The 13,055-nt window shown below is 33.2% G+C and carries 11 protein-coding genes; all 11 read right to left on the minus strand.

What is annotated here, in order from left to right; translation table 11 throughout:
* Nucleotides 1–32: 32 nt before the first annotated feature.
* The 11 genes from LBQ60_17960 to LBQ60_18010 all read right to left on the minus strand — a co-directional run bounded on the left by LBQ60_17960 (nt 33) and on the right by LBQ60_18010 (nt 12,896).
* Nucleotides 33–944 (minus strand): glycosyltransferase family 2 protein, encoded by a 912-nt coding sequence (locus LBQ60_17960; protein MDR2039811.1) that lies wholly within the window; start codon nt 942–944, stop codon nt 33–35.
* A 1-nt stretch (nt 945) separates the two neighbouring features.
* The gene (locus LBQ60_17965; GenBank protein MDR2039812.1) at nt 946–1,503 is read right to left on the minus strand and encodes a putative colanic acid biosynthesis acetyltransferase; all 558 of its coding nucleotides are present in this window, start codon (nt 1,501–1,503) and stop codon (nt 946–948) included.
* Between the two features lie 2 nt (nt 1,504–1,505).
* Nucleotides 1,506–2,633 (minus strand): glycosyltransferase, encoded by a 1,128-nt coding sequence (locus LBQ60_17970; GenBank protein MDR2039813.1) that lies wholly within the window; start codon nt 2,631–2,633, stop codon nt 1,506–1,508.
* Nucleotides 2,633–3,724, minus strand: a complete 1,092-nt coding sequence (locus LBQ60_17975) for a glycosyltransferase family 4 protein (protein ID MDR2039814.1) — start codon at nt 3,722–3,724, stop codon at nt 2,633–2,635. Before LBQ60_17975 ends, LBQ60_17970 begins: the two co-directional genes overlap by 1 nt.
* A gap of 126 nt (nt 3,725–3,850) precedes the next feature.
* Nucleotides 3,851–4,459 carry a glycosyltransferase gene (locus tag LBQ60_17980; protein ID MDR2039815.1) on the minus strand — a complete coding sequence of 203 codons (609 nt, stop codon included), beginning with the start codon at nt 4,457–4,459 and terminating at the stop codon, nt 3,851–3,853.
* A gap of 542 nt (nt 4,460–5,001) precedes the next feature.
* Nucleotides 5,002–6,243 (minus strand): oligosaccharide repeat unit polymerase, encoded by a 1,242-nt coding sequence (locus LBQ60_17985; GenBank protein ID MDR2039816.1) that lies wholly within the window; start codon nt 6,241–6,243, stop codon nt 5,002–5,004.
* Between the two features lie 147 nt (nt 6,244–6,390).
* Entirely contained in the window at nt 6,391–7,530 is a 1,140-nt protein-coding gene (locus LBQ60_17990) for a glycosyltransferase (protein ID MDR2039817.1), read from the minus strand.
* Between the two features lie 42 nt (nt 7,531–7,572).
* On the minus strand, nt 7,573–8,730 hold the full coding sequence (locus tag LBQ60_17995; GenBank protein ID MDR2039818.1) for a polysaccharide pyruvyl transferase family protein: 1,158 nt from the start codon (nt 8,728–8,730) through the stop codon (nt 7,573–7,575).
* A 9-nt stretch (nt 8,731–8,739) separates the two neighbouring features.
* Nucleotides 8,740–10,035, minus strand: coding sequence for a Coenzyme F420 hydrogenase/dehydrogenase, beta subunit C-terminal domain (locus LBQ60_18000; GenBank protein MDR2039819.1), 1,296 nt, complete (start codon nt 10,033–10,035; stop codon nt 8,740–8,742).
* Entirely contained in the window at nt 10,036–11,583 is a 1,548-nt protein-coding gene (locus tag LBQ60_18005) for a hypothetical protein (GenBank protein ID MDR2039820.1), read from the minus strand.
* Between the two features lie 545 nt (nt 11,584–12,128).
* Nucleotides 12,129–12,896, minus strand: a complete 768-nt coding sequence (locus tag LBQ60_18010) for an NIPSNAP family protein (protein MDR2039821.1) — start codon at nt 12,894–12,896, stop codon at nt 12,129–12,131.
* Nucleotides 12,897–13,055 lie beyond the last annotated feature (159 nt).

Consider the following 13,055-nt stretch of genomic DNA (forward strand, 5'->3'; position numbering starts at 1 on the left):
ACAAAGGTAAAATATTTTTTTCAAAAAACACACTAAAAATTCCGGCAGTCGATTCCATAATTCGTTTTTATATAATCTATGATCTTCTCTTTATCCTTACCACAATTTTTTTTTATCTCAAAAATTTTGGCATCTACCAGGGTTCTATACCACCATCCCTGCAAAAAATGCCACAAAAAACCTTCTTTGCCTTCAATAAAACCTAATTTCAGGAAATATCGGTATAAAAAATATGAAAAAGAACGCCAAAATAAAGGAGCTTTGGCATATTTTAATTTTTTCTTTCGTTTGGCTAAAGCCTGTTCCCCCATAATAGCCTCATTTATATTATCCCGATCAAACAATTCCAATTCTGTATCCAACAAATCTATTGCCTCACGGATCGAATACTGATTGTGCTTAGCTGTCCACCAGGTGAGGTTATTTAAATTATCATCTGCAAATTCATTTTCAAAAACTATGGTCTTCCCTGAATTCAGCTGAATATGTTCATCCATCCAACGGGATTCACACCTGCCGATATGATGTTTGAATACTCTAAGTAACAACACTTTTCCAGCAGCTCTTCTTAGATGTCGTCCCATAAATACGCGGCGTAAAGGGAATACGATTCCGGAAACATCACTATCCAAACCTGGTAATTTTCGTTTTAATTCCTCTTTTAATTCCTCTGTAAGGTATTCATCTGCATCCAGACGCATCACCCACTTTGTTTGTATAGGTATATGATCCAACGCCCAGTTAAACTGTTTGGCGTGGTTATTTTGCCATTTATTTTGAAAAACCCCTGCGCCCAGTTCTTCAGCCATGGAAACCGTATGATCTGTAGAAAATGAGTCTACCACAAAAATCTGTTTTACAATGGGCTTCACATTTTCAATACAACGACGGATGTGGATCTCTTCATTGTAGGTAAGAATGATGACTGAAATATCCAAGCTCATATTAACTCTTTATTTCTCGCTTTTTAATAAATTTTGCAGGATTTCCACCGACTATGGTCCACGGGTCAACATCCTTATAAACCGACGCTGTCGCCCCAACCACTGCACCCTGTTTTATTATCACACCCATTCCGATATAAGCAGCTGTTCCTATCCATACCTGATCTTCAATAATAATTTCATCTGTTACCAGGGGATGATCACATTTCGAAATATTATGGGATGCAGCACATAAATATGTTTTCTGGGATACTGTAGAATGTGCTCCGATTTTTATCCTGGCCGGATTGTAACAATCCACTTCAGGAGCCAAACAACTATATTCTTCCATTACCAGGTTCCAGGGCATATATACTTTGACATTAGAATAAACTATTGCTGTTTTATGTATTTTAGCCCCAAATAAACGAAGCAGAAAACGTTTCCATCCGCTTAATAAACTACGTGGTATAGGACGCGCAAAAATGGTCCAGATAATGGTCCAAAAGAACCGGGTAATCTGATTCCTTCTGCTTAACGCATTTTTATACTGTGACAGATCAACTTTTGTCTCTTTCATTGTTACAAATATACAAAATCAGGTTTTTCGCCACCATATAAAATCCACTCATATAATTGTTTCATCTTCTTTGCAACCACCTCTGTGGAATAATTTTCTATTACTAATTTTCTTCCGTTTTCACCCATTTTTACCCTTTCCGTTTCCGGAGTATTTATGGCTACCTCAATTGTTTGAGCTAATGTATTCATATCATTACTCACCCACCAGCCACAATGATATGTATCCAATTCCTCCCAAGGTGTACCTTTTGATGCAATAACCGGTATTCCTAATGAAAGAGCTTCCGGAACCACCATCCCAAAATTTTCCGAATGGCTGGGTAACACTAAATATGATAATGAACCCAGTATCTTCTTCATATCATCACCCTGTAAAAAACCTGTAAATCGGATCCTTGAATCATCACCTGCTATTTTTTTTAAACTATTTTCATAATCAATATCTCCCGAACCAATTAATACTAAATTACAATCTTTAGGGTTTATTTTTTTAAATGCTTCTATCAATGCTTCTATATTTTTTATAGGATGGAATCGACCCATAAAACCAAGAGTTACACTTGTCTCTTTTTGATTAAACTTTTCTCTTCCTGATACATTCCTGATCGAATTAGGTATGATTGCTACCGGATTTTTTAACCCGAAAGTCCGGAAATGTTCCAATTCTTTACTTGAAGTTGCCTGCAAGCATGTTGCCATTTCCAAATCTTTTCGTTGAAACAAAATAGATGCTATTTTTTTCTTCCATTTTGAAACTTGTAATGCCTGAGGGAATAACATTCCATGAGGCGCAATTAAGCATGCCTTATGCTTCTTTACAGCCATCCGTAATGTAATATGACTGGGATAAGTCCATAGTGCATTGGCATGATACAAATCATACTCATTATGGTTTATAAGATATTCCTTAAAATTGTGGCTAAAGAGGAATGATGTAGATGTATCATCAGGTAATGCCTTAATAAAAGCATCTTCGGCAATTATTTTATTTCCCGGATTTTTTGAGAAAAAAGTCAAAACATCCACATCAACATTCATCTGTCTTAACCCATTTACCAAATTATAGGTACAAGTAGTCGGTCCGCCACTGTTTACACTTAATCCTGGTATAGTATGAAGAATTTTCATTAATCAGTATAATTTTTTAGCCATGGAGCTATAGGCTTCTCTTCGCTGGAGTAGATATGCCTCATGATAGATTCAAAATAATTTGCAGCTGATACTCCTGAAATATTATTTTCAGCCCATTCTCTTATTTTTAATTTTTCCTCTATGCAATAAGGCAAACTTTTCAGAAATCCTACAAATATTTCTTCCAAATTATTTTTTCTTACTGAAAAACATTTCCCCCGAAAGCCATTTAATAAAATAGAAGACCCGCAATAATCACTTGCAATGGCTGGGACTCCAGCCATTAGTGCCTCATTGACAACAGCTCCCCAGCCATCTTTATATCTGCTGGGTAACACTAATAAATCAGCTTCGTTTATCTTTTGTTGCACTTTATCATTGCTTAAGGTTCCCAAATAATCAAATTTTGTATTTTGTATCATTTCGATAACTTGTTCCTTCAATGGTCCATTCCCAATAATTTCTAGCTTGTTCAGCTTTTCTTCATATTTTCTACATATCGATATAAGCGATAATACGTTTTTGTTATCATCTAATCTACCTACAAAAATAACTGTAGGTAGGACTTTATGGCTAGTAGGAATCGGAAAAGATAATTTTTCAGTAAAATAAGCCCAGTCGAAAATTTTTTGTCGACTGAATCCCGTATGCTCATAACACCACCTTCCTTTTTCACCTATTGCCAATAGAAACTCTATTGAGTTGTTATAAAGCATCTTAAGGATTCTATATTTTATCCCTCTCAGTTTTCCCTTCCAACCTAGCCAATCATATGGTTCTAAAATTACTCCTAATCGTTTCTTCTGCCTTACAGCTATTTTAAAAGCCCTGGAAGCCAAATCGAATGAATCTATTCCAGAAAAGACATGAATAGCTTCAGGGTTTTCTATCATTTGATGAAAGTGGACTTCATCAGGAGAAACAACAATATCTGTTTTTCCAAAATTAGGATCTATCCATCCTTCTTGTGTTCGTTCTTTACCGATTGATTCCTCAACAACTAATGTTACCGGATATTTTTCCGCTAAATTACGAAGAAAAGCCGACTGATGAATACTTAATATATTTTGCCAGAAAACAAATTTCATATTTCAAAAATACTTACAAATAAAACAACGAAGGAGTAATTCATCATTAGTGACTTCTTCCAATACAAACTCATGCACTTTTCGTAAATTATCTGCTTATCAAGCATAAAGTAAGGATATATTTCGCTAAGATAAAAAACTACAATAAAAATCCAAATACTCCCGGGCTATTTCAGATGGATTATACTTGTGAACATTATTTAGCCCTTCGCTAATCAGTTGTTCCCGATATTCGGGTTGTTCTATTATCTGAATTAACGCCATCTTAATCTCTTCCGGGGACCTGGGATCCACAAAGGAAGCTCCTTTTCCAGCGACATCCGGCATCGGTGCCATGTTACTGGTAATAACCGGGCGCCCTACGGCCTGTGCCTCTATAATAGGCATACCGAATCCTTCTGACCATGATGCAAAATATAAAATATCACATAAGATGTATTTTTCTATTACCTGATCGTTTGTCAGATTATTTTCTATAGAATATTCCATTCCGTACCGATCCATTTTTTCGATCAACTCTCTTGAGGGATCGCCGACGATCATAAGCTGACAATGAATATCCTTTGCAGCTTCAATCAAACCGATCAGGTTCTTATGAATACCTGTTCCGATTTGAAGTATAACCGGTTTCATTTCGTTAAATACTTTGGGTATATATGTTAATTTTAAGCTTAACGGATCATTGATTATTATAATTTTTCGTGGATTTATTCTAAAATAATTTATCAAATCCATTTTAGTTAATTGGCTCACACATGTCATCTTCTTCATCTTCCAGGCAGGAAAAATAAAAAGAATAAGAGCAAGCATAAGGTTTTTGAAAGATCTTTTTTTATTTTTAAAATAACCGATATCATGAAACGTAAGGGTTGTTTTCTTTCGCGGAAGAAATAAGGATATGTAGTATATATCTCCCGTTATATGGTATATATCTGCATTTATATTTCTTATATTAAAAATATCACTTATCCATGACCCAGAGCAGGTATATAATACGGTAGTATGGGAAAGGTTCTCTATTTCTTCAGCAACAGTGTGAAAAACATTTTCCATGCTATGACCGCCTTTAAATTTCGGACGAAAAATATAACAAACTTTCATAAATCTTAATATTGTGATGCATTTTGCTTTTTTAATCTGTCATTACATAAAGAATGACATAGTAAATACCAACATTCTTCCTAAAAATCAATGTATTCAAACAGCATTACCAGCAATCTATGCACTCATATTTCTTCTTCAGTAAGAATATTATTTGATATATAACAGAAAACATACTACATAATTGCTTTATATAATTTTATCGCCCCATAATATAATAATAAATATAAGATAGAATATAGCAATTGGGGTAATATTTCATCTACAGATTTTTCCACATAATAGCATAAATTAATCGCCATTACGATAAAGTATGATTTTAAATAAATATCGTTAAATATTAATAATGTTCCTTTCATATATATATCCCATATACTCAACAGCATTAAAAACAGCAATATACATACAAAAAAACCGATAAATCCGTAATCCATTTTAGCAAACAATAAATAAGAATCCGCAATATCCGTATATACGCCTAATTCTTCTTCAATAAGAATTTGAGAACCTTTATATGATTTATTTGGAAATAAAATTTTGGGTAAAGAAAATGAAATAGCTGCTTTTGAAAGTTCTCCGTCACCAATATAGTCGTTATCAAAAGACAGGATGAATACCTGTAAAACATTAACTGAACGAGCATTAATGTTATTATCGTCCATATCCAAGGAATAAGAACTGGCTGTCAGGCCAAATACCTCTTTCATGCTATTAAGAAAAGACAAATTTCCCTGATATTGGGCATGAACCTTCATCCTGGATGACCGATATAAATTTACAGCCGGAAATACCAGGATGATAATCAATAAAATAACCGTCCCGAACGACAATAATCTTTTTATTGTTATTTTATCTCGGTAACAACTATAGTAGAAAAAAGCAGATAGAATGAAAGCGTTTAACATAACAGTACGGGAACCGACAAAAAGCAAAATGATAAATCCGCATAATGTTATCACATCAATAGCAGAGATAGGAATTTTTTTCCTTTTTTTAAAGAATAAATAGGATATAAATAATAAAATAACCGGAGATAATATTGTTTTAAAAAAACTATTTGTAAACATGGTCAAAATTGAAGCATTTGCCATCAATTCTTCCCGTAAACTTTCTCTGGTCATCGCATAATTATCTGCTGAAGCCATGAATCGATAGGAAAGATTTACCCAGCACAATAAACAAATAATCAAGAAAAAATAGGATATCTTCTTATTGAAAAACAATTGTTTATTCCACTCTCGAATAAATAAAGATATATTGAACAAATTTAAGCGATTGGATACTTTGGAGTTTGTCCATATAATATTTACGAATAATAAGCCGAATGCAAATAAAATATAAAAAAGATAAGCTCCAGTTTGAATAACAGAGTCATTAACTACAATGTCGTAGGCATAATCGCTTTCATCGGATATCAATGGGATTAAAACAAAATACAAGGTATGAAAAAAAAGGATGAGATCGAAGCAATTCAAATCACGCTTTTTCAGCAATTTTATTACCGGATAAATCACCGGGACGCCTGCAATTAATATGAGAAGGGTTAAGCTATCCATTATAATTATTTACATGAATACCTCTTTCCATTTTTTTTTAAAATGGTTATAATCTATTCCTAATAAAGATATAGACTTAAATGCATTACAGCCATGCTGGATATGAATCCCCGGATTATCCAGATAGTATTTCATCCCGGATATTAGAGATTCAATCGTCCGAGAATCACAAATAAAACCATCCCTTTGGTGTGTAATTAATTCCGGCATACCGCCGGTTGGAAATATAATACAAGGTTTGGCATATTGTTTTGCCTCGACTATAACATTCCCAAGAGCCTCTTCATAAAGAGACGGAACAATCAATACATCAATATTTTCAAAAAACAATGAAATATTGGTAATCTCTCTTAGAAAAATAATTCTGTTTTCATAATGATCTGGTATTCTTTCCTGTAGTTTTTGTGAAAATTCTTTATCGTATTCCAAACTGCCGGCTATGTAAAACAATAAATCATCATTGATTTTAAAAATTTCCAAAGCTGCTTCAATTAAAAAACCAACCCCTTTCGATTGTGTAATCTGACCTAAATAAGCAAATTTCATCGTTGCTTTTTCATTTGTATATTTCCAGGTTTCATCCGGACCACTCTCTAACCGGACTGGCGGATAATTGTAAATTACAACATCATGTTGGTTAATTCTTCCATTTTCTATCATTAGATTTTTGATATAATTTGAAATACATACACAAACGCTTACACGTTTACAAATGTAATATTTCCATACAAAAGCATTATATCTACGAAAAGATAATCCATTAACCGCTGGGACGTCACCAACACGATATAGTATCTTCCTCCTGAAAAACAGTAATACCGGATATAAATTATAAAAATCTATTTCTGAATTCATCAGTAAAACATGAGGTTTCACTTTAAAAAGGATTCTTAACAAGGATATATTAGAAATGAGCATATCCAGAGCGAATCCAAGTAATCGGAAACGAGACCTATTTCTTTTTGGAAAATTCGATTGATACGTGCGAAAGGAAGAAGTATATTTTTTTAACTGCTCATCAGCTTTTTTATTGATGATAATTGATAAAGAAATATCCTCATCATTCAATAAGTTGTAAACCTCTATGTTTGACCTTTCTTTTCCGTAAAATGCGACAGACGACAATATGGCTAAAACCGATTTTTCCATTTTTATTATGACTGATAGGTTTTTCCTACGCTAAATCTTGATTTATTTTAAAGAGCAAAAATCCCATACAACATTCCACATCTTTTCATTTTTTTCTAAAATAATCGGTTTTATTGCCTTTAACTTTTCCGAAACATCATTATGTGTTTTTTCCGAAAGAAAGTTCTCTACTTTTTTTAACATAGTTTCGGGATGAATTAAATCTAATATACAGTCGGATTGATGATAATCTTTAAACAATTCTTCATATTTATGACTCCAACTTGTAGCCAGACAAGGTACTCCCGAGTTTAATGCGCTTGCTACCCCATGAAACCGGGAAGAAATTACCAAATAAGATTGAGAAATGACTCCTTTCACTTCTAATGCCGTGAGTTGATCAACAATAGCTAAAGGTATTTTCAATTGTGTGTTTATAGCTTCACATAATCGGGTATCTTGTTGACCTTCATGATTCAAAAGAAACGGCGTTTTCCCGTTGTTTCTTATTATTCCTATCATTAAGCAGATTATAGAAAGGTAATCTTTTTGAGAAATAATTCCTTTATCGATCATTCTTTTATTCGGAATAATACAAACACCTCCTTTTAAAGATTCATATTGTTTTGGAAAAATCCCTTCAACCAATGCTGTAAAATCAGGATATGATTTAGTTTTATTTTTATCAACTCCTGTATTAATTAAATACTTATAGGATATTTTTTCACGTGCGAATATAATATCCGCATATGTGGAAATCATTTTTGCCATTTTTTTTCCGTAGATGGTTTCAAAAGGGCCGAAAGCCTGAGGTAGCAAAATGATTTTTGTCCCCTGTTCTTTTAATTTACGATAATACCTTTCCCATAAAAGTAAGTCAAAATCAGATCTTTTCCATTGATCGGAGAATTGAAATCCTCCCGCATCAAGAACGACATCAAGTCCTTTTACCGGATACTTGTTAGTAACCAAACTACAAGGAATGGATAACCGGTAAAGTATCCCAGGTATCTTTATTCGATTCAAAACAGGAAGCACTTTTTCCACAAAAGGACGTATCTTGAAATTTAACGATGTTTGAATATAAGACCTTTTTTCTCCTATACTATTATACAATACTTCTGCATCAGGATATTTTCTTTCTATTTCCTGCAAAATGGCGTAAAGCATTAACTCTGCTCCTTTATTTACAGTACCTGTTCCATCGATTTGTATTTTCATATGACTATTTTATTTCCGCCACAATTTGACCAATAAAACTGTTTTTATTATTTGTTTTACTCTTGATTTATACTTTTTTTTCTTTACCTTCTTTTTCAGATATCGAATAATTGCTTCACGTGGTTTTTTTTCAAGAGATAAATAATCACATATTTCTTTTTGATTATATATTGCAGGTTTATCTGAAATAAAAAAATTCAATGTCCCGGTATAGGAAGGAGTAAGAAATCCTAATGTTTCATAAGCTTCTATTGCGCCTTTCGTTCTTTGTGCCCTTTTTTCTATTCCCTGTCCGGTTGTTGCATCCTGATAGGATACCTTTCTAAGTAACGCTCTTTCCGACAACATAACATCGTCAATAAGTCCCTGACCTTTTTTCGTGCGGGTAATTACAAGAGACTCTCCTTTTTCTTTGTCAATACCTTTAATACCCCAAGGGTCGCCAAATACAATATCTGCATGAATATTCATTTTATCAAAACAAAGAAGACAACGCGGTGGAGCAAGGTAAGATTTTAAAAAATGCCTTTCAGATGCAGTAATTATTTCATATTTAATGTCATTGATGGTTCTGATCGTTACATTGGCGTTTTTATAATCTGGAGAAAATTTATCTTTATATATTATCTTGCATTTATCTTTTATCGGGGCCATTCCCAGAAGGAATCCATTCAAACTTTCTGATAAGTTTTGATCACAAATAAGTCCAAGCAAAAATGAGATATTTGAATATTTCCTAGGATTCCTCCCTTGTAATGAAATAATCCCTTGAATATGGCATGGAATTCCAATAACAGCAATACTTTTATAGTTTTGTGTAAACTTTAATGCACTTACTAAATTTACAGGAGTGTAAATTGATTTCTGACACATCCGGATTTCTTCTTTTGACCTGGCAATAAAATATAAAGCCGCAGGTTCGAAAGCATAATCCATTTTACATACAATGGCCGCGTCAATGTTTTCGTTATCAAACAAATATGATAATACCTCTGTGGCCATTCCACCACTTTGTGCATTGTTGTATATTTCTTCGTTGAATGTTTTTCCTACATATGCTTCAAGATATTCACCATAAAACGGATTTATTTCTTTCTTAACAATGATGTTCTGAATATCTATGCCGGGACATACAGAAAAACATATTCCGCATAAATTACACGCCTTATTATCAATTTCAGGAAGTAGTCGTCCGATTGAGGTGTATGTAAATTTTATAGCATTACTAGGGCATGATGTATCACATGCTCCACAACCGAAACACAAATTATTTTCAATTACATCTGTTATATTTTTCTTTTCCACTTATCTGTTAAAAAAACTAATTTTTTTCCGGATAGGTAATAACAATTTTTCTACAATAATTTTCTCATCATCGCATAAGCCTGTAAAATATGCAGTTACAATAAAAACAATAATTGAGACAGAAAAAGTTAATAAAAACCGAAGATTAAATTGAAATAAATATATAATTAATAAGCAAGAACTGATAGATAAACAAACAGGGAGAAATTCTTTTTTAAAAACTCTGTTAAAATACTCTTTTAATGATAATCCTGCTATCATTTTTAATGAGAGTAAGCGAAAACTTCCAGCAAGTATCTCTAATGAAACATAAACGATCAATACAGTCATAATAGAATAATTCAATCGCAACAAAACATAAGCACTCGGCAATATTAGCAGTTTAATAGAACCGACAATAATCATATACGATTTTATTTTACCTGTTGCCTGTATAGCAGATGTCAATCCTATGGTCAATTGATCTGTCATAACCGAAATTAACATAAAAGAACAAAAAATAACCGTATATTCCGGGATATTTCCCAGCCATAATTCTAGAACAGACGACATTTCAAAAATACACGGAATGGCTAATATTGCCAGGAGAAAGAATCCAAACTTACTTGCCATCATAGAAAGTCTGAGCATTCTCTGTCTATCATTGGCTCCCTCACTCTTCATAATTTGAGGATTCAATGCCCTAAGCATTGTTGCCGAAAAAAAATTCAATTGTCCGGATACTTGTTGCGCAATTCCATATGCCGCATTACCAATAGTCCCTAAAAACAGATTTAAAACTATTGCAAATCCTTGATTTCGTCCTAATCCGGAGAATGTTCCAACCAAATTCCATCCGGCAAAAGAGCCTAATTCTCTCATCAAGGTTCGATCAATATGATGTATTTTTATATCACACTCATCATATTTTTTTAAACAATAAAATGCATATAATAAGAAAGAAATCAAACTTATACATGCCATAAATAATCCGAAGAAAATTAACCTTTCATATTGTACAAAACATATTAAAGATAGTGCTATCACTAGTCTTAAGACAGCTTCGACAATACTGACAATCGCTATCCATAACATATTTTCATGAGCATTTAATGAAGCTGTAAATGGAACAGATAAGACGGTAAAAAAAACAGTTGCAGTCATAAAATGGTAAACCGCTTTAGCAGCCGAAATTCTCTCTTCCGGAATATTTAAAAACCCATTAAATAAAAAAAGTGCCGCTATCTGCAGTATTATTATGATGATAAATCCAATAATGATATGAAGTATCCAACTATTAGAAAATATCTTCTTTTGCATCGAAAAATTTTTAGTCCCTTGTTGATAAGAAAGATACCTTTGTGTCGCAGTTGACATTGCAACATTTAAGAAAGACAACATCACAACTGCACTTGCGATCAAATTAAAAATACCATAATCAGAGGCTCCAAGAGCATTTAATATTACACGGGTCGAATATAAAGTAACGCCTGCTGTGATCAGCATTTTAGCATATAAAATTCCTGTGTTAAAAACTACTCTTTGAGACGTTGATATTGACTTTTTCATCAAATTATCAATAGGTTAACTTTATCGTAATGAAGAATTATATGTTTTTAAGATTTTTCTTTTTTCAACTTAAGAAACCGAACAAATATATTTTACATATACTTCAGTCATACCGACTAATTTACAAATGTAATTTATTATTTTTGAAATTGTGAACTATCTGATATTAAATTATTATCTCCATTGACAATAAATGTATAAACTATTTAGCTTATTCTCAAATAAAGTTTTTTATTCTTAGATATTTCAAATATTTCTCCTATAACAACCATTTAAAGTACCGGATGTAATAATAATTTTACGAAGCATAGCATTTATTTTCTGATCAGAAATACTGTAGCTTTACCATTAGATAACAATAAGATGTAACACATATTTATTCGCGAAAAAAATAATTAAAATATAAATCGTGCTATTCGGATAAATATGATAATTGATCTTATTTTTCAACTTATCTAAATATCACTTTCATCTCTTATCCTTCAGAAAATATTCGGTTTCATGATTTAGATTAAAACCTGTCTTGCTTTTAACAAAAATAATCCTCAAAACTGAGAATACGGCATCGGCAATAACAACCGGTTTTTATTATTGGTAGCTGTATGGGCGTATTCCGGCAAATCTTTGATCCGGATCCAATCGGGATGCGAGCCAAATGCAGACCATGCTTTATCCCTGGTAGGTTTATCCTTATACCAGGTAAGGTAAACCAGTGCGGGCATACGCGGTCCGGCCAATACTTCGCCGTAACAAACAGAATTGATCCCCACCTGATCGAAAACGGCGATCTCATCTTTATTGAACATTTTTACCTTTCGTTGATTGGCTTCCTCATTGGGACTGTGGTATATACGAATTTCAAATAAGGTCCGGTCCTTATCGGGCATTTTTATTTTAGGGATCCTGTCAAAAGCTTCACATAAAAAAGTTTCAAAATTAGAGTAAAGTGGGTGAGGCGCCGTAGCATCAAAAAAAGGCTGTGCTGCTTTTCTGAAAACCTGATCCTTCCAGATATCCTGTTTTACTTTCTGAAAAGTCTTCATATCAGGATACACCAACAATAAATACCGCAACTCCTGATCTTCCTTTTTATACAGGGTAAATGCGCCGACAGAAACACCCAGACGGTTATATGCCGGGATCAGAGTGCTTTCAAAAAACCCGTCCAAACTCGTTCCGTCTCCGGTGAGTGTGTAGATGCGCCATTCATATATTTCCTTTTTAGGGGAAACCAGTGTTTCCGATGAAGATGCAAGAACATCGAACAATGCCACAAACAGGCATACCGTCATTAATACATATTTTCTATTCATTTTGGTGATCAATATTAAAGTTAAGTAATTATTCAAAATTATATCATACATATATGGAATCATTTTTTAACCTTCTTTTTCTTGATAAAAAGAAGCAAAAATCAAGGCTTGCCTCCTCAGCGACCAGCCACTACACGCTACGGGACGCCGGAAGAACTC

This window comes from Bacteroidales bacterium (assembly GCA_031275285.1).
Taxonomy (GTDB): domain Bacteria; phylum Bacteroidota; class Bacteroidia; order Bacteroidales; family UBA4181; genus JAIRLS01.

Coding starts and splice junctions, on each gene's coding strand:
- LBQ60_17960 (MDR2039811.1), bottom strand. CDS start 944: ATGAGCTTGGATATTTCAGTCATCATTCTTACCTACAATGAAGAGATC.
- LBQ60_17965 (MDR2039812.1), bottom strand. CDS start 1,503: ATGAAAGAGACAAAAGTTGATCTGTCACAGTATAAAAATGCGTTAAGC.
- LBQ60_17970 (MDR2039813.1), bottom strand. CDS start 2,633: ATGAAAATTCTTCATACTATACCAGGATTAAGTGTAAACAGTGGCGGA.
- LBQ60_17975 (MDR2039814.1), bottom strand. CDS start 3,724: ATGAAATTTGTTTTCTGGCAAAATATATTAAGTATTCATCAGTCGGCT.
- LBQ60_17980 (MDR2039815.1), bottom strand. CDS start 4,459: ATGGATTTGATAAATTATTTTAGAATAAATCCACGAAAAATTATAATA.
- LBQ60_17990 (MDR2039817.1), bottom strand. CDS start 7,530: ATGGAAAAATCGGTTTTAGCCATATTGTCGTCTGTCGCATTTTACGGA.
- LBQ60_17995 (MDR2039818.1), bottom strand. CDS start 8,730: ATGAAAATACAAATCGATGGAACAGGTACTGTAAATAAAGGAGCAGAG.
- LBQ60_18005 (MDR2039820.1), bottom strand. CDS start 11,583: ATGAAAAAGTCAATATCAACGTCTCAAAGAGTAGTTTTTAACACAGGA.
- LBQ60_18010 (MDR2039821.1), bottom strand. CDS start 12,896: ATGAATAGAAAATATGTATTAATGACGGTATGCCTGTTTGTGGCATTG.